This window comes from Flavobacterium shii (assembly GCF_025847235.1).
In the GTDB taxonomy this organism is placed as follows: domain Bacteria; phylum Bacteroidota; class Bacteroidia; order Flavobacteriales; family Flavobacteriaceae; genus Flavobacterium; species Flavobacterium shii.
The window spans coordinates 64,290-85,765 of sequence record NZ_JAOZEW010000012.1; the positions used below are offsets into that span (position 1 = coordinate 64,290).

Genomic DNA, 21,476 nt, shown 5'->3' on the forward strand with positions numbered 1-21,476 from the left:
ATGGAGATCCTTCCTGCGTCAGGATGACAATATTGCGGTTAGTTTGTGGTTAGTTTATGTGTAGACGCGCCTTTGTCCCTTTGCCACTTAGTACCCAATGCCATTAAGTTAAGGAATGATTTAAGATTTTCGACTAACGATTTTTGACTAACGATTTTTGATTTCAGAAGTACAAAACCTCGCAAAATCAAAAATCCTATTATTTATTAACACAAAATCAAAAATCAGCAATCGTTAATCTTCACTCTAAAATCTCTTAACTTAGTAACTTAGAACCTCAGCAACTCAGAACCTATTCTCCTTTGAACCTTTGCCTCTCTGAACCTCTGAACCTCAAAAAAAAAATTTCTTAATCTAGGTTAAGTGCTCACCCTTTCCTTTGGTTGTAAATTTGCCCTATCAAATAACAACTAATACAAACAATCATGGAAAATATAGTAATTCATAAAGCCGAAACTCGTGGAAATGCAAACCACGGTTGGCTTAACGCATATCACAGTTTTAGTTTCGCAACTTATTATGATTCAGAGCGTATACAATTTGGAGCACTTCGTGTTTTAAACGACGATACTATTGCTGCAGGAATGGGTTTTGGTACACACCCTCACGATAATATGGAGATTATTACCATTCCGCTTGAAGGAGATTTGGCTCATAAAGACAGCATGGGAAATACTGAAATCATCAAGCACGGAGATATTCAAGTAATGAGTGCCGGAACAGGAATCCAACATAGTGAGTTTAATCCAAATGCAGATCAGCAAACTAAATTATTACAAATTTGGTTGTTCCCAAACAAACGTAATGTGACGCCTCGTTACCAACAAATTTCGTTAAATACTGAGGACAGACACAATAAATTACAACAAGTATTATCTCCAAATCCTGATGATGACGGAGTTTGGATTCATCAAGACGCTTGGTTCCACATGGGGAATTTTGATGCTGGAACTACAACAGAATATTCAGTTAAAAAAGAAGGGAACGGTTTATATGTTTTTATCCTAAAAGGAAACGTAACTATCAATGGTCATGAATTAAATACTCGTGACGCTATCGGAATTACTGATTTTAAAACCGTAACTTTTACTGCAAATACTGATGCTGAGTTTCTTATAATGGAAATTCCGATGCAAGTAAATTATTAATTCAACATTATATAAAACTATTATTTAATAAATAAAAACAAAAAATTATGGCAACTACAAAATGGGCAATTGACCCAACACACTCAGAAATTGGATTTAAAGTAAAACACATGATGTTTACTAATGTTTCAGGTAAGTTTAACAACTACGAAGCTACAATTACAAGTAATGAAAATAACTTTGAGAATGCAGCAATTGAATTTTCTGCAGACATCAAATCTATTGATACAGGAAACACAGACAGAGACAATCACTTAAGAAGTGCCGATTTCTTTGATGTAGAAAATAGTCCAAAAATGATTTTTAAATCTACCTCTTTTACAAAAATAGACGATGGTAATTATGAACTTACTGGTAATTTAAACATCAGAGGTGTTGAAAAACAAGTTAAACTTCCGGTAGAATTTAGCGGAATCATGACTGACCCATGGGGAAACACAAAAGTTGGTTTGAATATTACAGGTAAAATCAACCGTAAAGATTGGGGATTAAATTGGAATTCAGCTTTAGAAGCTGGAGGTGTTTTAGTAAGCGATGATGTTCGCTTAAACATCGAATTGCAATTTGCAAAACAATAATTATCTCCTCATAAATTTTAGTATTTAATTTGGTTAAAACCCTATGCTTTTTTACAAAGCATAGGGTTTTATTTTTTTATGTCCATGTAGAAGATTACAAACTTTTCAGAATTACATTATGAAGACGCACTACGGTGCATCTCTACAAACAACACGTTAATAACTATTGTTTATCATTGTTTGAAAAATCCGTTTTTATCTGCGTCTTCACTTTTGTGAATCTGTTTAATCTGCGTTCTATTTACCACAAACTTTGCCGAGTCACTAGCGGAGATCCTTCCTTCGTCAGGAAGACAAGATTGTGGCTCTTTTACGAGTAATCATTACAAACAAACAATCTTGTTTCTCTCATCTTACTTCTCACCTCTCACAAAAAAAATCACTTCTTCAAATTCCTAAACTCTGTTGGCGATAAATTGGTATATTTTTTAAAAACCCGAGAGAAATAAGAATAATCATCGTACCCAACTTCTTCGGCAATTTCATTAACCGCTAATTGCTTATCGATTAGCATTCTTTTTATTTCCAGAACAACACGATCTATAATTACTTCTGTTACTGTTTTTTTCAAAATATCATTACATATTCTATTGAGATGTTTTAAGGTAATATGCAATTGTTCAGCATAAAACGAAGGCGATTTATTACTTTTAAAATGAAGTTCCAGAAGTTCTTCAAATTTCTTTATTTTTATATTGTACGGATGTACTTCATGAACCTCGGAATCATCATATTTCCTTGCAATTTCTATATGAATTGAATCTAATAAATTGAGCATTTTATCCAATTGATATTTATTTTTCTGCTTGCTTTCTCGCATTAACAACTCAAAATAAGGTTCAATTCCTTTTATAGCATCGGCATCAAAATAAACTTGTGGTTTATTATTTATTGAACTGTAAAAAGCATAATCATTGATTTTTTTTTGACCAAAATACAGGTTGTACATTTCCTGAGAGAAGATTACAACATACCCTTCAATGTCTTGCGATAAACTCCAAAAATGTATTTGTCCAGGCTGAAGCAAAAACAAACTTCCTTTTTTTATCTCAAACCTATCAAAATCAATCTCATGAATTCCAGAACCATCTGTAAAAAGAACCATTAAATAAGAATCATGGCGATGCGGTTTCTCGACGAAACTATGCGTTTTTAAATGCTCTGTAAAAGAATTCACATAAAAATCGCTTCTTGTATCGTTACAACTAAAATTCTTAACGCTATAAATTGGATACTTTTTCATGGTCACAAATGTCTTTATTGTGCTATAATAAGCGAAGATATAAAAACAGAATTGAAAACCAGCGAGGTATCTTTGTATATAATAAAAAATGAATCAATTATGTCATATATGATCACACATATTTTAAGAAATGAATGTCCTAATTGTCACAAAGGAAAAGTTTTTGATGAAAAAAATATATTTTTCAATATCAAATTTCCAAAAATGAACAAAACCTGTAGCGAATGTGGTTTTAAATTCGAGAAAGAACCTGGTTTCTTCTTTGGCGCCATGTACATGAATTATGGATTAACAGTTGCACAAAGTATTGCCACTTATTGCATTGCTCAATTTTTCTTTGAAAAAAATTTCGATTTAAGAATCATTCCGATTATTGCTGCGGTAATTATATCTTTCTCATTCTTTAATATCCGATTTTCGAGATTGTTATGGATTTACATGTTTAAGAATTATTCAAGCTAAAAAAATAGTATTTTTGCCTTTCAATTGAAACTAATTTTTCAATTTCAGAATCATTAAATTTTTAAATTAAAACAAATGAAAGCATACGTATTTCCAGGTCAAGGCGCACAGTTTACAGGAATGGGTAAAGACTTGTATGAAAATTCGGCTTTAGCCAAAGAATTATTCGAGAAAGCTAATGAAATATTAGGTTTCAGAATTACAGATATCATGTTTGAAGGTACTGCCGAAGAACTAAAAGAAACTAAAGTAACACAACCTGCAGTATTCTTGCATTCGGTTATTTTAGCCAAAACTTTGGGAGAAGATTTTAAACCAGAAATGGTAGCTGGTCACTCATTAGGAGAATTTTCTGCTTTGGTTGCAAATGGTACTTTGTCTTTTGAAGACGGATTAAGACTAGTTTCACAACGTGCTTTGGCAATGCAAAAAGCTTGCGAAATTACTCCATCTACAATGGCTGCAGTTTTAGGTTTAGCAGATAATGTTGTAGAAGAAGTTTGTGCTTCGATAGACGGAATTGTAGTTGCTGCAAATTATAACTGTCCTGGACAATTAGTAATTTCTGGAGAAACAACTGCTGTAGAGAAAGCTTGTGAAGCAATGAAAGCTGCTGGTGCAAAACGTGCTTTGATATTACCTGTTGGTGGTGCTTTTCACTCCCCAATGATGGAGCCTGCAAGAGAAGAATTGGCTGCTGCGATTGAAGCAACAACTTTCTCTACTCCTATTTGTCCTGTATATCAAAACGTAACTGCAAGTGCGGTTTCTGATCCAAATGAAATAAAAAAGAATTTAATCATTCAGCTTACAGCTCCTGTAAAATGGACTCAATCTGTACAACAAATGATTGCTGATGGTGCTACTTTATTTACAGAAGTAGGTCCTGGAAAAGTTTTAGCTGGATTAATCGGTAAAATTGATAAAGAAGCTGTTACTGCAAATGCATAATTTTTCGGTATTCAGTTACAATTTTAAGAAGTCAGTCTAAAAATTGTCAACAAAAATAGAATCCTCACAAGCCTATGTTTGTGGGGATTTTTTTTAATATTTCAAACTCACCATAAATAATTTTATGTAATTTCGAAAAACCACGCAAACTAAAAACTAACAATGACATCTGAAAAATTTACCTTCATAAAAACCGATAAAAAGATAATCAAATTATACTTTGATACTATCGCCGTCATTACTGGTTTAGGTAATTATGTACAAATAATAACTATAGATAATACAAAATACACTTATTACAAATCCCTAAAAGATTTGATTGATGTATTACCCAATGAATTTATGAGGGTTCACAATTCTTCAATAGTTAACCTGACTAATATCGATAGCATAGAAGACAATCATATCATGGCCAAAGGAAATAAAATCACCATTGGCAAAACCTACAAAGAATGCCTTACTACCGCTCTCGATAAATTTATGTTATAACCGCCTACATAAAAATATAAGCAGTGTGTATAGTATTTACACACGTTTGTATAAAATAGTTTCATGTGCTTTATACTTTGTTTTCATTTGCCTGAACATTAAACAATTCAGTAATGATGAAAGCAATTTTAAAAATCACATTAACTATTATTATGTCTACACAAATTTCGAATGCACAAAAATATCCTTTAAAGGAAGATGTAGCTACTATTAACGGAATTATAAAAGCAACTTACGAAGCTGTTTCGGGAGAAGCTGGAGAAAAACGACAATGGGAACGCGATCTTTCGCTTCATGACCCAAATGCTATTTATTCCTTTCCTGCGGAAAATACTGATGGAAAAATACAACAAACCACAATGTCTCTTAAAGACTTTCATAAAGAAACCGATACTATGGTTGCAAAAACAGCCTTTTATGAAAATGAAATAAATAGAGAAGTTCGTGTATTTGGGAATATCGCTCACGTTTGGAGCACTTATGAAACTAGATTAGCAAAAAATGGTCCTGTTGCCCGAAGAGGAATTAACAGCATACAACTCTATTACAACGAAGGCAGATGGTGGATTATATCTTGGACTTTTGACAAAGAAAAAGAGGACAGAAAAATTCCTCAAACTTTCGACCCGCAGTAACAATCTCTAGATTATCCTAACAGGTTTTTAAAACCTGTTAGGTATTTGGCAATTAACATCCTTATATCTAAAGTTTTAAAAACCTTGCAATTAGAGATTCTTATTGAAAAGAAAATTATCTCGCTTGAACGGCAGTATCTGTAAAATCAGAAAACACACCATCCAATCCTAATTTATAAAAAGCCTGATATTCTAAAGTTGGGTTATTTTTATAATTACTCAACAATCGTTTCCCTTCATTTCTGAACGTATATGCATGTACTTGTAATCCTTTTTTATGCGCATCCGAAATTAAAGTTGTTGGTGGTAACGCTACTTTATCGGCATCATCAACTTTACCATCCCCATTTATATCATCTGCTTTGCCATCATTATTTGCATCTACCCCTTTATATGGAATAATAAAAGGTTTCCACGGACCAATTCCTGTTGCATAGGTTTTTACAAAATCCAAACCTGCCTGCGTTCTAAAAAATCCGTAATCTCTAGTATCTCCTTTTAGATGCCAATCATACGGTTTTCCATCAGAAATCATTCCTCCTTCTGGAACTGCAAAAACTAAATCTCCGTTTAGAGCCACATCAGAACAACTTAATAATTGAATAGTCTTTACTGTCGATTTAGTTCTTATATATTGCAAATTAGAAACTTCAAACGACTGAACATATACTGGAGAAGAAGCATTGTTCCATCCCTCAGCAGTTAACATTTCTAATAATTTATCGGTGATTTTTAAATTTAATGCTTCATGAAAAGAAGGATGTTTTGTTTCTGGATAAATCCCGATAACACGTCCTAATTGTGCTGATTTTTGTTTTGCCAAAGCAATAACTTCTGCAAATGTTGGGATCGCATACATATTATTATACTGTTGTGAGCGCTCCGCAAAAGCCTGTTTTGCTTTTAATTGTTTTATTTCTGCTAAAGTAAAATCAGAAACAAACCAATCGGTTATCATTGCGCCATCAATATTTTTGGTAGTTTTTTTAGAAGCAAAAACCGGAATTTCTGATACGTTTGTCGTTCCGGATAACATTGGCTCATGACGCACTACAAGTTGCCCATCTTTTGTCATTACTAAATCAGGCTCAATAAAATCAGCTCCCATTTCGATAGCTTTAGTATACCCTTCAATAGTATGTTCTGGTAAATAACCTGATGCGCCACGATGAGCAATTACAATAGGATTTGCTCCAGTTAAAGTAGGATATTTTCCTTTTTCTTTCATCTCTTCATTATTATCATTTGTATCACAAGATAGTAACAAAATAACTCCACTTATAAAAATGACACTTTTTAAAATTTGAAATGAGTTCATAATTTAAATTTTAAACAAATGAATGCTATTTATAATCAATTCACGTTAGCAATGAGTTAAATATCAGTTATACTTTCTTGCTAAAGAAACAGAATTAAAAACCATTTGCTTCTTCACAATGATTATTTAAAATTCCTGTAATCAAGAAACTTTCATTCTTTTTTTCAAAGAAAATAAACCATGTAGTCCTTTTATTTACTTTATAAAAAATATAATTTGAACCTAAATATCGAAGTGATTTTGGCGCTGCCCTATGTGGGAAGCTAGAAATTTCTAGAATTATAAAATCTACAATTTTATCAACGTAAAGTTGAGCACTTTTAGGGTAACTAAAATATTCCTCAGTAAAGAGAGCAAAAACTAACTTATCAAAATATTCCAGAACTACTTGTTCGAAAATTATTTTTCCCAAGGATATGCTTTTATTCTTTTATACATTTCAGCCTTAAACTCCTCTGGTGTAAATCCCTTTTTCATCTCTTCATCAAAATCAAAAGTAGTCCTATCAATTCCCTTAAATTTAGCCGGAGAAACTTCATAAGCAACCGAAGGCTCTTCGACTTTATTTATTTTAGATTTTTCTTTTTTAGCATTCATGACGAATTTATTTAACAGCCAAATTTACAACATTTTACATTAAACAAAAAATCCCAAACTATCAAGATGATAATTTGGGATTTTTATTAATTAGAAACAAGATTTTACACAATCCTTTTTTCTTTCTTTTTATAATTGATAATAAAAACTCCTGATATAATAAGTGCTGTTGCGATAATAAAATCTACAGTAATTACTTCGTCCAACAATAACCATCCGAGAAAAACTGCAATTATAGTATTGATATAAGATAAAATCGAAACCTGAATTGCCGTTACTCGTTTTAAAGCATAATGATAGGAGAAAAAAGCAAGTATCGATCCAAAAACAGACAAATATAAAGCTGCAAAAATACTTCTCGTACTCCATAAGCTTACATCTGGATTTGGAGAAAAAATGAATGCTAAAACCAACTGAACCAAAGTAGCTATAGTAAACTGGTAAAATAAATTCAATGTAATATTATTCGATTTATTAGCGTGAGTTTTGGTATAAATTGTTCCCGAAGCCCAACCCAAAATAGCCAACCCCATAAATAGAAGTCCGTGTTGGTAATTAGAATCCAAAAAAGATCCTAGCCCCTCTTTAAATATAAAAACAACTCCTGCAAAACCAATTATAACTCCTATAAATCCTTTTAAACTTGGTTTTTGTAATCCAAATATAACACTACCAATAAAAATAAGTACCGGTGACAAAGCACTCATTATCGACGCTAACCCACTTGGTAAAGTTTGCTCGGCAACTGTTGTAAATCCGTTTGCAATTACAATCATTAACAAGGCCGGAATTAACTGATGTCTGAAATTTTCCCATCCAATCCATTTTAATTGCTTCTTATACAATAAAATAATCAACATTATTAATCCCGCCAAACCTTGACGAATAGAAGTTACAAACCAAGGCGGAATTGTCTCCACTGCAACTCTAATCCCCAAAAAGGTTGTTCCCCACACGATTCCAACTGTAGCCATACAGAGAAATAATTTATAATCCGGATTCTGTTTCATTATTAATGATATATGTTTTAAATAAAAAAGTCCCAAATTATAATTCTATAATTTGGGACTTTTAAAATACTATCTATTTTAAACTAAGAAACTTTGCTTCTTATCTTTTGTTCCCATTTCCAAGCACTTTTCATCGCTTCATCAAGCGTAGATTGTGCTTTCCACCCCAGCACATCATTAGCTTTTGCTGTATTTGCATATGCCTCAGTAATATCACCTTCTCTTCTTGCTACAATTTTATAAGGTAATTTTGTATCACTTGCTTTCTCAAAACTAGTAATCACCTCCAAGACAGAACTTCCTTTTCCTGTCCCCAGATTAAACGTTTCTACTTTCTCCAGATTCTTCTTATCCAATAATCTCTGTAGCGCTACGACATGTGCTTTTGCTAAATCAACTACATGAATATAATCCCGAACACAGGTACCATCGTTTGTAGGATAATCATCTCCATAGACTGATAATTCTTTACGCAACCCAATCCCGGTTTGTGTGATAAAAGGGACTAAATTTTGAGGAACTCCAATTGGCAATTCTCCGATTTCGGCAGAAGGATGCGAACCAATAGGATTAAAATAGCGCAATAAAATGGCACGAATATTAGTTGCTTTGGCAGTATCCCGGATGATTTCTTCTCCAATTTTCTTAGTATTCCCATATGGAGAAATAGGTTGTTGCACCGGAGCATCTTCCGTAATAGGCATTTTTTCAGCTTGACCGTAAACAGTACAAGATGAACTAAATATAAAACTAGCTTCTGGTTTTTGTTGTAATTCCTGAAGCAAATAAATTAGTGTCGTTATATTGTTTTCATAATAAAGTAACGGATTCTCTACACTTTCACCAACAGCTTTTGAAGCAGCAAAGTGAATTACTCCCGAAACATCTTTGTATTTCTTAAAAAAGTCCTGAACTGCCGCTTTATCCCGTAAATCCAATTTTTCGAACAAAGGTTTTTTTCCAGTTACAGCTACAATTCCATCTAAAACTCCCTCTGTTGAGTTGGAAAGATTATCAATTATAACTACCTCAAAACCTTCATTTTGTAATTCGACCACAGTATGCGAACCAATGAAACCTAATCCTCCTGTTACTACTATTTTCATGAATTGGTGTTTATATATTTACAAACCCGATTATCTAAACAATCGGGTTTGCAAATTATCTATTTATTTAAAAACTCTAAAACCGAATCGGTGATGAATTTGATTTGCTCATCATCTAATTCTGTATGCATTGGCAATGACAATACTTCTTGCACTAATTGGTTTGTTACCGGGAAGTATTCTTCCTTATAACGAACATCAACATATGCTTTTTGTGAATGCAACGGAATTGGGTAATAAATTGCACAAGGAATTCCTTTATCTTGTAAATGTTGTAATAATCCGTTTCTATCAGCATTAATAATTCTTAATGTGTATTGATGAAAAACGTGATCATTTTCACTAGCATTAAACGAAGGTGTAATGATATTTGCATGTCCTGCTAATGCCGAATTATATTTAGATGCTGCCTCACGACGAGCATTATTATAAGTATCAAGAAATGGAAGCTTTACATCCAGAACACCTGCCTGAATACTATCTAAACGTGAATTCACCCCTACTACATCATGGTGATAGCGCTCATACATTCCGTGATTTACAATCCCGCGAATAATATGTGCCAAAGCATCATCATTCGTGAAAATTGCTCCACCATCTCCATAACAACCTAAGTTTTTAGATGGAAAAAAAGAAGTTGCAGCTACATGTCCCATAACTCCCACTTTGGATTTTTCACCAGACTTAGAGATATAATCAGCTCCAATTGCTTGTGCATTATCTTCAATTACATATAAATTATGCTCTTTTGCAAGATCCATAATTGCATCCATATTAGCAGCACGACCAAACAAATGAACTGGAACGATTGCTTTTGTTTTTGGTGTAATTGCTTTTTTAATAGCATCAATAGAAATATTCATACTATCCATCTCAACATCTACCAAAACTGGTGTTAATTGCAACAAAGCAATCACCTCAACTGTTGCTGCAAAAGTAAAATCGGCAGTAATAACTTCATCTCCCGGTTTTAAATCCAATCCCATCATTGCAATCTGCAATGCATCTGTACCATTTGCACAAGGAATAACGTGTTTTACCCCTAAATACGTTTCAAGATTTTTTTGGAATTGATGAACCAATGGTCCATTAATATATGTATTAGTATCTAAAACCTCTTGAATTGAAGCATTTACAGCTTCTTTTATTTTATCATATTGACTTTTTAGGTCAACCATTTGAATTTTTTTCATTACGATATTCTAATTTAAAGTTTGCGCTCCCAAAAGAACAAAGCCATATCTTAGTTGGCTTTTAAAATAACACTTTCAAAAACGAGGAACAAAAATAGTTATTTAATGAGTTTAAACCAATGAAAATAATTGAAAGAAACGTATTTTAGCCTCAAATATTTAACTATGCTTTTCTTGTACAATCTGATCGTTTTTATTGTAAGCTTTTTATTAAAAATAGTAGCTCTTTTTATTCCTAAAATCAAACTTTTTACAGAAGGAAGAAAAGATGTTTTTACCATTTTACAACAAAAAATAAAAGCCACCGACAGAACAATTTGGTTTCATGCGGCTTCTCTTGGAGAATATGAGCAAGGGCTACCAGTCATCGAAAAAATAAAAGAAAAATATCCTTCTCATAAAATCATTATTACATTTTTCTCTCCCTCAGGTTATGAAGTTCGAAAAAACAATACTGTTGCAGATGTAACACTTTATTTACCAATGGACTCCAAACAAAATGCGCAGCGCTTTTTAAAATTGGCTCATCCTGAAATGGTTTTCTTTATTAAATATGAATTTTGGCTTAACTACTTAAATGAGTTAAAAAAGAACAATACCCCAACCTATTTAGTTTCAGGGATTTTTAGAGACAATCAGATATTCTTTAAGTGGTATGGTGGATTTTACAAAAAAGCACTTGATGCATTCACTTATTTTTTTGTTCAAAACGAAAGTTCGAAAAACAAAATTGAATCCATTGGCTATAAAAATGTTATTGTTTCTGGAGACACAAGATTTGATCGCGTAGTTGCTATTTTAGAACGTGACAATACTCTGGATTTTGTTGCACAATTTAAAAACAACACTCCTACTATTGTTATTGGCAGCTCATGGCCAAAAGACGAAGCTTTACTTACCGAATACATTAACACAACTAATGAAAATGTAAAATTCATTATCGCTCCACATAACATCAAACCGGAGCAAATCAATTCTCTAAAAAATTCAATTAATAAAAAAACCGTTTTATTCTCGGAAAAAGAAGGCAAAAACCTAGCCGATTACGACGTCTTCCTTATTGATACTGTTGGAATATTAACCAAGATATACAGCTACGCAACAATCGCCTATGTTGGTGGTGGTTTTGGAAACCCAGGCGTTCATAATATACTTGAACCAGCAACATTTGGACTTCCTATTGTAATAGGACCTAATTTTTCTCATTTTGCCGAAGCCACAGAACTTGTTCAATTAAAAGGTTGCATTTCCATTACTAACGAAGAAGAATTAAAAACAGCATTTGACTCTCTTATCTTAAACAAAGAATACCTTAATAAAAAGGGATTAATTTGCAGCTCTTATGTACAAAACAAGAAAGGCGCAACTAGTACAATTATGAACACGATTTGATCTTGCTCCCTAATTTTTCATAAAAAGCCCTGCTGGAAATCACAATAATTTCTTTATTTTAGTTAAAATCAGTTTCGAAATTAGGTTTTCATAACCAATACACCTCTTTTTTCATTGCGATAAATCTAGTTTAAACCAGAAAACCACCCTAGTTATTACCCTTACCAAGCATTTTCTACTGATAAACACCTTATTAGATAACAATTCATCAATAAAAACCTTTTTTTAACGTTTCTGGCATACTAATTGATAATAAGATAAACGTAGGCAACGAAGAATATTTTAAAAAAAAAATAAAAAAATATTTTACATATTAAAAAATTTATATCTTTGCCACGAATTAATAATTAACCTTTTATAATAAAGTAAGATGAAAAAAGTATTTTTAAGTTTAGCTGTTGTTGCTGTTTTAACTGTTGTATCTTGTAAAAAAGCTGATGCTGCTCCTGCTGAGGACGCTACTGCTGTAGTTGATTCTGCTGCTGTAGTTGTTGATTCTGCTGCTGCTGTAGTTGATTCTGCTGCTGTTGTAGTTGATTCTGCTGCTGCTACTGCTACTGATGCTGCTAAAACTGCAACTGAAGCTGCAAAAAAATAATTAGAACTTAGATTCTAAAATTTTTAAAGCCATCCGCTTAGAGCGAGATGGCTTTTTTATTGGACTAAAGTCTCACATTATTTTTTGAGCCAAAAAAAAGAGAGCATTTTGATGATTTATCAAAACGCTCTCTTTTTTCACTTCCAACCCACCTTACTAATCCTCAAAAACAAAATCATCCACCGAGAAATCCAAAATCTCAGACCTGGAACCATAAGTAACAATTTCTTTTATCCCTTTTTGAAGAAGCAACTCGGTTGTATATTTTCTACTTGTAGCAAAATGATTATCATTAAAAACCAACTTAAAAAAGTACTTTCCTCCAGACGATTTAAACTTCAAAAATTTAGCAGACTCTATACCTCCCTTAAATTTCTCAATCTCTTCCTCACATTCAAATTTAAGCTCATAACTAAGACTCGTAAAGATCACCTTTCCCTTCCTGGAAGTAAACACGAATTTATACTCATCATTGAACCTTTTACTGATTACAAAAGCACCCATTTATATTTTTTAGATTTTAGATTGTTGATTTCAAGATCAACGAAGATTTATTTAAAATTTGAAATCAAGTATTATAAGTTTACTTTTAAGATTACAAACTTTTGTAAAATAAAAAAACCTCTTCAAAAAGAAGAGGTTTTAGTACTCAGAGCGGGACTTGAACCCGCACGAACATTGCTGTTCACTGGATTTTAAGTCCAGCGTGTCTACCAATTTCACCATCCGAGCATTATATGGTGTTGAGCGAAAAACGGGGCTCGAACCCGCGACCTCGACCTTGGCAAGGTCGCGCTCTACCAACTGAGCTATTTTCGCGTTTCAATTTCTGTTTAAGAACTACAACACTTGACTTGTTCTGTATTGCGAGTGCAAATTTAGGACATTTATTGAATTAAACAAGCCTTTTTTGAAAAAAAATTACAAGAAAAACATAACCTTCTGATAACGTAAACTTTAAAAGTGAAATTATTTTCTTGTAATCATCCTTTTTATCTCATTAAGCTTCATCAGCGCTTCTACTGGGGTTATCGCATTAATATCAAGATTTAAAATCTCCTCTTTAATCTCTTCCAATAACGGATCGTCCAAATTAAAGAAACTCATTTGCATTTCATCGCTATCCGACTTAATTCCGTTTAATGCATCGCTTGAATGATCTTTCTCTAATTTCTTTAAAAGCTTCTGTGCTTTCAAAATTACAATTTGAGGCATTCCTGCCATTTTTGCAACGTGAATACCAAAACTATGCGCACTACCTCCTTTTACCAGTTTTCGGATAAAAAGGACGGTATCTTTTAATTCTTTTACAGCAACGTTATAATTCTGGATTCTCGGTAACGAATCCGTCATTTCATTTAATTCATGATAATGCGTAGCAAATAAAGTTTTAGGTCTTGATGGATGCTCGTGTAAAAACTCGGCAATTGCCCATGCAATCGAAATTCCATCATAAGTACTCGTCCCTCTTCCTATCTCGTCTAGCAACACTAAACTTCTGTCGGAAATATTATTCAAAATAGAAGCTGTTTCATTCATCTCAACCATAAAAGTAGATTCTCCCATCGAAATATTATCCGAAGCTCCTACTCTGGTAAAAATTTTATCAACCATTCCCATCCTAACGCTATCTGCAGGAACAAAACTTCCCATTTGCGCCAGCAATACAATTAAAGCGGTTTGACGTAAAATAGCCGACTTACCAGACATATTAGGTCCAGTAATCATAATTAGCTGTTGCGTTTCTCTATCCAAGAAAACATCATTGGCAATATAAGGTACTCCAACAGGTAATTGTTTTTCGATAACAGGGTGTCTTCCGTTTTTAATTTCTAATTCGAAAGAATCATCTATTTCCGGACAAACGTATTTATTCTCGATTGCCAATTGTGTAAACGAACACAAACAATCCAATTGTGCCACCAAGCTTGCATTCATTTGCACAGGCTTGATATATGTTGCAATCCAAGAAACCAATTGCTCAAAAAGCTCCAACTCTATTTTATGAATTTTCTCTTCGGCTCCCAGAATTTTAGTTTCGTATTCTTTTAATTCTTCAGTAATATAACGCTCTGCATTAACCAAGGTTTGTTTACGAATCCATTCGGCAGGTACTTTATCTTTATGCGTATTTCGAACTTCGATATAATATCCAAAAACATTATTAAATGATATCTTCAAAGAGGTGATTCCTGTTCTTTGCGATTCTCTGGTCTCAATCCCTTCTAGATACTCTTTCCCAGAAGTCGATATTGCTCGTAAATCATCCAGTTCTTCGCTAATTCCTTTTGCAATAGCATTCCCTTTATTAATAGATACCGGTGCTGATTCTTGATTTAAAGTTGTTTTAATTTTCTCACGCAATAATTCACAACTATGCAAACTATCTCCTATTACTTTTACAGCTTCTTGCGGACTTTTAAGCGCAAGTTCTTTTATCGGAATTACAGCATCCAGAGATTCTTTTAAATAAACAATCTCACGGGGAGAAACTTTCCCTGCAGCGATTTTAGAAATCAAACGCTCTAAATCGGATATTTGTTTAATTTGATACTGAATATCATGTAATACTTCGGTATTTTCTTTTAAATACGTCACCACTTGATGACGGCTTTTTATCTTATTACTATCTTTAAGTGGCAATGCAAGCCAACGTTTTAACAAACGCCCTCCCATTGGCGAAAGCGTTCTGTCGATAACATCGAGAAGCGTTACAGCATTTGGATTATAACTGTGATATAATTCAAGATTTCGAATTGTAAATCGATCCATCCATACATAAGCATCTTCGGCGATACGCTGAATTGCTGTTATATGTTGTACTCTATTATGCTGCGTTTCGGACAAATAATACAGGATTGCCCCCGAAGCAATAATTCCTTCTTTCAATTCTTCAATTCCAAAACCTTTTAAAGAAACGGTTTGAAAATGTTTCGTAAGAATCTCCAAAGCATAATCTTCTTTGTAAATCCAATCTTCTAAATAAAAACTATGAAAATCTTCCCCAAAAGCTTCTTTGAAGTCATTCTTATTATGCTTCGGAACCAGAACCTCACTTGGATTAAAATTCTGCAATAATTTATCAATGTATTCAGCATTTCCTTGTGCCGTGAGGAATTCTCCTGTAGAAACATCCAAAAATGAAACACCGATATTCTTATTAGCAAAATATACTGATGCCAAAAAGTTATTAGTTTTGGATTGCAAAACCTCATCATTAAGAGAAACTCCCGGAGTAACCAGTTCTGTAACGCCTCTTTTTACAATTGTTTTGGTCATTTTAGGATCTTCCAGTTGGTCACAAATCGCCACACGGAGTCCTGCTTTTACTAATTTTGGTAAGTACGTATTAATAGAATGATGTGGAAAACCCGCCAAGGCTGTTTCGGTTTCCGAACCAGCTCCACGTTTGGTCAATGTTATGCCAAGAATTTTAGAAGCTCTAATGGCGTCTTCTCCAAAGGTTTCGTAAAAATCACCAACTCTAAAAAGCAGACATGCATCAGGATATTTTCTCTTGATTTCGTTGTACTGTTTCATTAAGGGTGTTTCTTTCACCACTTTCTCTTTCGCTGCCAAATTACTATGTTTTAAATGAAAAATTATGACAGCGAATTTATAAATTTTAAAGCGAATAAAGAATCTCAAAAAAATTAAAATATTTTTAAGGCAATTTTAAGTTTCGTTTTCATTATTTTACATAGATTTGTTAATAATTAAAAAATTAAACTGAAAATGAAAAAAATAATTTTACTTGCAATGTTTACAGTATTAAGCGTTGCTACATCTAACGCTCAAGCTAAAGCTAAAGTTGCTAAAGTTGATGGTGCAGGAATGGTTTTCGTTAATGAAGTTATAGATTACGGTACAATTGCACACAATGCAGATGGAAAACGTGAATTTGTATTTACTAACAACGGTAACAAACCATTAATCATTACTAACACACAAGGTTCTTGTGGTTGTACAGTGCCTACTTCTCCAAAAGAACCAATTGCTCCAGGAGCGAAAGGTGTTATTGGTGTAAAATATGCTACTGATAGAGTTGGTGCTTTTACAAAAACTGTAACAGTTACATCTAATGCAGCTGGACAGCCTACAAAAGTACTTACTATTAAAGGTACTGTTTTAGCAGATGACGCTACAAAAAGCTAAATCGTAAAACAACTAAATAAACGAAAAGCTTCCTTATATTTGGAAGCTTTTTTTATTACATGAATTTAACAAATTATGAGAAAACTCGAAAATAGCGAACTCGAAAGAAAATCTATCGCTGATTTTAAAAAATCTGAGAAAACACCACTTATTTTGGTATTAGACGACATTCGCAGTCTGCACAATATAGGTTCTGTGTTTAGAACTGCAGATGCTTTTTTAATCGAAAAAATAATCTTGTGCGGAATTACAGCCACTCCTCCAAACAAAGAAATTCACAAAACAGCACTTGGCGCTACCGATACAGTTACATGGGAACACCACGAAAACGTATTGGAAGTAATCGAGAATCTTAAAAAAGAAAACGTTACAACTCTAGCAATTGAACAGGTTGAAAGTGCTATTTTTCTTCAGGATTTTGAAGTTGAAAAAAATAAAAAATACGCTTTGATTTTTGGAAACGAAGTATATGGTGTAGCCCAGGAAGCAGTGGCTATTTGTGATGGATGTATCGAAATTCCACAATTAGGAACTAAACATTCTCTTAATATATCTGTAAGTGCCGGTATCGTTGTTTGGGACTTATTTCAGAAGATGAATTGGCCAAAATAAAACACCTCTCATAATGAAAACAAAACGTTGGCTATTCTTACTTATTGGCTTGTCAATATTTCTTTTCTCCGGAATATGGGCATTTAAAAAATTCAACTTTAATTCCAGTCATACCATAGGACAACCTCTTGATAGCATAAATGGAATTTGTGTTTATTACAATGGCGGAGTAAACAATGTTACAGATAGAAATCTTACGGAAGACAATTATAATCTTGGCTTAAAATATCAATGTGTAGAATTTGTAAAAAGATATTATTACGAACATTTTAACCATAAAATGCCCGATAGTTATGGTCATGCCAAAGATTTTTTTGATGATAAACTTTCGGATGGTCAAAAAAACGAAAAAAGAGATTTAACGCAATATACTAATTCAAGTACCAGCAAACCTAAGGTTGATGACCTTTTAATTTATAGCGGAACTATCTTTAACCGATTCGGTCACGTTGCAATTGTTTCGAATGTTGCCGATAACTCAATTGAAATAATCCAGCAAAATCCAGGTCCGTTTAGCAAATCGAGAGAAGTCTTTTCTCTAATTGAAAAAGAGGGTAAATGGACAATCGCCAATAACCGAATTTTAGGTTGGCTGAGAAAAGAATAACTATCCTATTTTTTTCTGTATTTCGCTTAAGATAAAAAGATAATCTTCGTGTTTCTTAACAAAATCACGATCAGAAACATCGATGATCAAAACATTCAAATCTGGCTGTGATTTGATATAATCTAAATATCCGTTATTTATTTTATCCAAATAATCGGCCGAGATGTTTTGCTCATAGCTTCGACCGCGTTTTTTTATGTTATGCAATAACCTTTCTGTGTTTTGATATAAATAAACATACAAATCTGGTTTTGGCATTTCTTTGTAAATAATATCAAACAGATTGCGATACAAGCGATATTCATCTTCGGCAAGTGTAATTTTGGCAAAAATCAATGATTTAAAAATATGATAATCAGCTATAATAAAATCTTTAAACAAATCAAATTGTGCTAAATCATCTGATAATTGCTGATATCGATCTGCGAGAAAAGACATCTCAAGCGGGAAAGCATATCTATTTTGATCTTTGTAAAATTTAGGCAAAAATGGATTGTCTGCAAAACGCTCCAATACAGTTTTTGCATTAAAATCATCTGCTATCTTATGAACCAAAGTTGTTTTACCTGCACCAATATTTCCTTCAAAAGCAATATAATTAAATCGCTGCATCGGGATTTCCTGCAATGGATTTTTTAAATCCTGAACAACAGTACACACACTATCATCGGGAGATATAGCAATTAATTCTGAAATTGTTTTTTGAAAAATTGGATGTTTCCAGTGTAAATTCAAATCTTGTATGGGCAACAATACAAAATTTCGATTTTGCATCAAAGGGTGAGGAATCTGAAGCTTTTCGGTATCGACAACTTCATCATCATAAATAATCACATCAACATCTATAATACGAGACTGGTATCCTTGCTGCTCTGAACGAATACGTCCTAATTGTTTTTCAACTTTTAGAACCTGATTTAATATTTTTTGTGCCGATGCATTGGTATGCAAAATTAAGGTGCAATTATAAAATGCATCACTTTCAAAACCCCAGGCAGGCGTCTCGTATAATCTCGAAACCTGAACAACAGTACCAATTTCCTGATGTATTAAATTAATGCAATTTTCGATATTTGCGAACCTATTTCCCTGGTTACTTCCTAGTGATAAAACGACCTGATGCTGTGATTTCATAATTAGATGCAAATTAACTAAAAGTATTTTAGAAATAGCAATATATTTGTGTAACGACTTACAACAAAATAAAAAAATATAAAGTCGCGATTTGTAACATTTTAGCTTTTTTGCTACTTATTAAAAAAATGTAATTATGAAATTTTTAGGAAACGTAATAGCTACCGTAATCGGTATTTTTGTTTTTTTTATGCTATCTTTTTTCGGAATAATGTTACTCGCAGCAGTTTTTGGAGGTGACAGCAATGCTGTTTCCATAAAAAGCGATTCGGTAATTGAACTCGATTTAAGAAAGATACAAAATGACTATGCCGGAAAATACAAAGACCCATGGGTAACTATTTTTTCAGAGCAAAAAGGTATTGGTTTAACAGATATTATAAACGCTATAGATATCGCTAAAACAGATGATAACATCAAAGGAATTTCTATCCTTAACGATGCATCTTCTTTAGGAATGGCACAAAGCAAAGATTTACGCAACGCTCTTGAAAGCTTTAAAAAATCAGGAAAATTTATATTGGCGTATTCTAATGCTTATTCACAAAAAGAATATTATTTAAATTCGGTTGCGAATACTATCTATCTAAACCCTGTAGGAGATTTGGATTTTAAAGGATTATCATCGGAGATTATGTTCTTTAAAGATTTTCAGGAAAAATCAGGTATTCATATGGAAGTTATTCGTCACGGAAAATATAAAAGTGCCGTTGAACCATTTCTTGAAAACCACATGAGTGATGCCAACAGAGAGCAAACCAGCGCGTTATTAAACTCTATATGGAATTCGGTTGTTGCCGATATTTCGAAAAGCCGAAATATTCCTATTACCCGATTAAATGAAATCGCAAATGGACTTTTGGCCAGAACACCAGAAATGGCAAAAGCAGAGCATCTTGTAGATATTGTAGCTTATGAAGATGTATACCACAATGCAATTAAAAAAGCATTAAAGGTAACTGGTGATGATGATTATAATAAAATCTCAATCTCGGATTACACTCAAAATATCATTACAACTGCTCAAACTGCAGACTCTTCGGGTAATCAAATAGCGATTATTTATGCTCAAGGCGAAATCCAGAGCGGTGAAGGTGATGTTACCGTTATAGGAGAAGGCTCAATGCGCCGCTCGTTACAAGAAGCTCGCAAAAACAAAGATGTAAAAGCAATTGTATTAAGAATTGATAGCCCTGGTGGTAGTGCTTTAACTTCCGATTTAATTTGGAGAGAAGTAGAATTAACCAAAAAAGTAAAACCAGTAGTTGTTTCTATGGGTAATTATGCTGCATCCGGAGGATATTATATTGCTTCTAATGCCAATAAAATTTTCGCACAAAACAATACAATTACAGGTTCTATAGGAGTTTTTGGTGTATTACCAAATTTCACTCCTTTGGCAAATAAACTTGGAATTAATACACAACAAGTAAAAACTCATGAGAACTCTGCCAATTATAGTCCGTTTGTGCCTCTTGATGAAAACTTCAAAGCAGTAACGTTAGAAGGTGTAGAACATATTTACAACACCTTTGTAACTCATGTTGCCGAAGGAAGAAAAATGACTTTTGAGCAAGTTGATGCTATTGCACAAGGAAGAGTTTGGGCAGGTTCTGAAGCCATAAAAATTGGTCTTGTAGATAAAATTGGAGATTTAAATGATGCTATAGCCGAAGCAGCAAGTCTTGCTAAAATAAAAGACTTTAGCACACAAAACTATCCTGAATATGACAAGAAATTTAATGATATGTTGCAAAACTTACCTTTTGCCAAATCAAAAGAAGCTTTCTTAAAAGAAGAAATAGGCGAAGATAATTACACTATCATCCAACAAATAAAAAGATTACAAGGAAAAAAAGGCGTACAAGCCATGATACCTTTTCAAATTAATATCCAATAAATACTAATTCACCCAAAAACTACAATCCGTTTGAGTCTAACTTAAACGGATTTTCTATTTTATAAAACTATAGAAGTTTTTTTGCCATAAATTTACTTCGTCTGTTCGACTTTCAGTCTCAGGTCACGAAAGTACGTTTGGGTCTTTGACAAAGAGTTGCTAACTTAAATATCTATAAGGTAACGCGGATTAAAAACTGATTTAAAAATAATCAAAAATAAAATCCATCTAATCCCTGTTTTCGCCTTAGCAAATCTGCGTCATCTGCGTTCCATTTTATACAACAACATTTTCGATATACCCTAACAATGCTATTATAAAACCCATTAAAGTTAACTCAGGTTTAAT

General features: G+C 33.1%; 22 protein-coding genes and 2 tRNA genes. 12 read left to right on the forward strand and 12 right to left on the reverse strand.

What is annotated here, in order from left to right:
* Positions 1 to 425 precede the first annotated feature (425 nt).
* Entirely contained in the window at positions 426 to 1,148 is a 723-nt protein-coding gene (locus tag OIU83_RS12345) for a pirin family protein (RefSeq protein ID WP_264206562.1), read from the forward strand.
* A gap of 47 nt (positions 1,149 to 1,195) precedes the next feature.
* Positions 1,196 to 1,726, forward strand: coding sequence for a YceI family protein (locus tag OIU83_RS12350; RefSeq protein WP_264206563.1), 531 nt, complete (start codon positions 1,196 to 1,198; stop codon positions 1,724 to 1,726).
* 379 nt (positions 1,727 to 2,105) lie between these two features.
* Here OIU83_RS12350 and OIU83_RS12355 read toward each other — a convergent pair whose 3' ends face one another.
* Positions 2,106 to 2,969: an AraC family transcriptional regulator gene (locus tag OIU83_RS12355; RefSeq protein ID WP_264206564.1), complete on the reverse strand. Its 864-nt coding sequence runs from the start codon at positions 2,967 to 2,969 to the stop codon at positions 2,106 to 2,108.
* Positions 2,970 to 3,173: 204 nt separating this feature from the next.
* On the opposite strand from OIU83_RS12355, the gene OIU83_RS12360 reads away from it, so the two are divergent.
* The 4 genes from OIU83_RS12360 (at position 3,174) to OIU83_RS12375 (ending at position 5,506) form a co-directional block, all read left to right on the forward strand.
* Positions 3,174 to 3,431 carry a DUF983 domain-containing protein gene (locus OIU83_RS12360; protein WP_264206565.1) on the forward strand — a complete coding sequence of 86 codons (258 nt, stop codon included), beginning with the start codon at positions 3,174 to 3,176 and terminating at the stop codon, positions 3,429 to 3,431.
* Between the two features lie 75 nt (positions 3,432 to 3,506).
* Positions 3,507 to 4,382, forward strand: a complete 876-nt coding sequence (fabD, locus tag OIU83_RS12365; protein WP_195736687.1) for an ACP S-malonyltransferase — start codon at positions 3,507 to 3,509, stop codon at positions 4,380 to 4,382.
* Positions 4,383 to 4,544: 162 nt separating this feature from the next.
* Entirely contained in the window at positions 4,545 to 4,871 is a 327-nt protein-coding gene (locus OIU83_RS12370) for a LytR/AlgR family response regulator transcription factor (protein ID WP_264206566.1), read from the forward strand.
* A 113-nt stretch (positions 4,872 to 4,984) separates the two neighbouring features.
* Positions 4,985 to 5,506, forward strand: a complete 522-nt coding sequence (locus tag OIU83_RS12375; protein ID WP_264206567.1) for a hypothetical protein — start codon at positions 4,985 to 4,987, stop codon at positions 5,504 to 5,506.
* 115 nt (positions 5,507 to 5,621) lie between these two features.
* On the opposite strand, the gene OIU83_RS12380 is transcribed toward OIU83_RS12375, so the two are convergent.
* The 6 genes from OIU83_RS12380 to OIU83_RS12405 all read right to left on the reverse strand — a co-directional run bounded on the left by OIU83_RS12380 (position 5,622) and on the right by OIU83_RS12405 (position 10,730).
* Complete coding sequence (locus OIU83_RS12380) at positions 5,622 to 6,824, reverse strand: glycerophosphodiester phosphodiesterase (RefSeq protein ID WP_264206568.1); 1,203 nt, start codon at positions 6,822 to 6,824, stop codon at positions 5,622 to 5,624.
* Between the two features lie 94 nt (positions 6,825 to 6,918).
* Positions 6,919 to 7,236 (reverse strand): hypothetical protein, encoded by a 318-nt coding sequence (locus tag OIU83_RS12385; protein ID WP_264206569.1) that lies wholly within the window; start codon positions 7,234 to 7,236, stop codon positions 6,919 to 6,921.
* On the reverse strand, positions 7,224 to 7,421 hold the full coding sequence (locus tag OIU83_RS12390) for a hypothetical protein (protein WP_264206570.1): 198 nt from the start codon (positions 7,419 to 7,421) through the stop codon (positions 7,224 to 7,226). The genes OIU83_RS12385 and OIU83_RS12390 overlap by 13 nt, the downstream gene beginning before the upstream one ends.
* 104 nt (positions 7,422 to 7,525) lie before the next feature.
* A complete protein-coding gene (locus tag OIU83_RS12395) occupies positions 7,526 to 8,431 on the reverse strand; it encodes a DMT family transporter (RefSeq protein ID WP_264206571.1) in 906 nt (301 codons plus the stop codon).
* 83 nt (positions 8,432 to 8,514) lie between these two features.
* Positions 8,515 to 9,537 (reverse strand): UDP-glucose 4-epimerase GalE, encoded by a 1,023-nt coding sequence (gene galE, locus OIU83_RS12400; RefSeq protein WP_264206572.1) that lies wholly within the window; start codon positions 9,535 to 9,537, stop codon positions 8,515 to 8,517.
* A 59-nt stretch (positions 9,538 to 9,596) separates the two neighbouring features.
* Complete coding sequence (locus OIU83_RS12405; RefSeq protein WP_264206573.1) at positions 9,597 to 10,730, reverse strand: DegT/DnrJ/EryC1/StrS family aminotransferase; 1,134 nt, start codon at positions 10,728 to 10,730, stop codon at positions 9,597 to 9,599.
* A 165-nt stretch (positions 10,731 to 10,895) separates the two neighbouring features.
* Between OIU83_RS12405 and OIU83_RS12410 the strand changes: the two genes are divergently transcribed.
* Positions 10,896 to 12,122: a 3-deoxy-D-manno-octulosonic acid transferase gene (locus OIU83_RS12410; protein WP_264206574.1), complete on the forward strand. Its 1,227-nt coding sequence runs from the start codon at positions 10,896 to 10,898 to the stop codon at positions 12,120 to 12,122.
* A 370-nt stretch (positions 12,123 to 12,492) separates the two neighbouring features.
* On the forward strand, positions 12,493 to 12,720 hold the full coding sequence (locus tag OIU83_RS12415; RefSeq protein WP_264206575.1) for a hypothetical protein: 228 nt from the start codon (positions 12,493 to 12,495) through the stop codon (positions 12,718 to 12,720).
* Positions 12,721 to 12,876: 156 nt separating this feature from the next.
* Here the strand turns inward: OIU83_RS12415 and OIU83_RS12420 are convergent, their stop codons facing one another.
* The 4 genes from OIU83_RS12420 to mutS all read right to left on the reverse strand — a co-directional run bounded on the left by OIU83_RS12420 (position 12,877) and on the right by mutS (position 16,299).
* Positions 12,877 to 13,224: a DUF1508 domain-containing protein gene (locus OIU83_RS12420; protein ID WP_264206576.1), complete on the reverse strand. Its 348-nt coding sequence runs from the start codon at positions 13,222 to 13,224 to the stop codon at positions 12,877 to 12,879.
* 142 nt (positions 13,225 to 13,366) lie between these two features.
* Positions 13,367 to 13,452 (reverse strand) — tRNA-Leu (locus tag OIU83_RS12425).
* 14 nt (positions 13,453 to 13,466) lie between these two features.
* Positions 13,467 to 13,539 (reverse strand) — tRNA-Gly (locus tag OIU83_RS12430).
* 150 nt (positions 13,540 to 13,689) lie between these two features.
* Positions 13,690 to 16,299, reverse strand: coding sequence for a DNA mismatch repair protein MutS (gene mutS / locus OIU83_RS12435; RefSeq protein ID WP_264206577.1), 2,610 nt, complete (start codon positions 16,297 to 16,299; stop codon positions 13,690 to 13,692).
* A 156-nt stretch (positions 16,300 to 16,455) separates the two neighbouring features.
* Here mutS and OIU83_RS12440 point away from each other — a divergent pair, with 156 nt between their 5' ends.
* The 3 genes from OIU83_RS12440 (at position 16,456) to OIU83_RS12450 (ending at position 18,094) form a co-directional block, all read left to right on the forward strand.
* The gene (locus tag OIU83_RS12440) at positions 16,456 to 16,875 is read left to right on the forward strand and encodes a DUF1573 domain-containing protein (RefSeq protein WP_264206578.1); all 420 of its coding nucleotides are present in this window, start codon (positions 16,456 to 16,458) and stop codon (positions 16,873 to 16,875) included.
* 75 nt (positions 16,876 to 16,950) lie between these two features.
* Complete coding sequence (locus tag OIU83_RS12445; protein WP_264206579.1) at positions 16,951 to 17,487, forward strand: RNA methyltransferase; 537 nt, start codon at positions 16,951 to 16,953, stop codon at positions 17,485 to 17,487.
* 13 nt (positions 17,488 to 17,500) lie between these two features.
* Positions 17,501 to 18,094, forward strand: coding sequence for a CHAP domain-containing protein (locus OIU83_RS12450; RefSeq protein WP_264206580.1), 594 nt, complete (start codon positions 17,501 to 17,503; stop codon positions 18,092 to 18,094).
* On the opposite strand, the gene folK is transcribed toward OIU83_RS12450, so the two are convergent.
* Positions 18,095 to 19,228: a 2-amino-4-hydroxy-6-hydroxymethyldihydropteridine diphosphokinase gene (folK, locus tag OIU83_RS12455; RefSeq protein ID WP_264206581.1), complete on the reverse strand. Its 1,134-nt coding sequence runs from the start codon at positions 19,226 to 19,228 to the stop codon at positions 18,095 to 18,097. It abuts the gene before it with no gap.
* A gap of 136 nt (positions 19,229 to 19,364) precedes the next feature.
* On the opposite strand from folK, the gene sppA reads away from it, so the two are divergent.
* Complete coding sequence (gene sppA, locus OIU83_RS12460) at positions 19,365 to 21,128, forward strand: signal peptide peptidase SppA (RefSeq protein WP_264206582.1); 1,764 nt, start codon at positions 19,365 to 19,367, stop codon at positions 21,126 to 21,128.
* Positions 21,129 to 21,476: the final 348 nt, after the last annotated feature.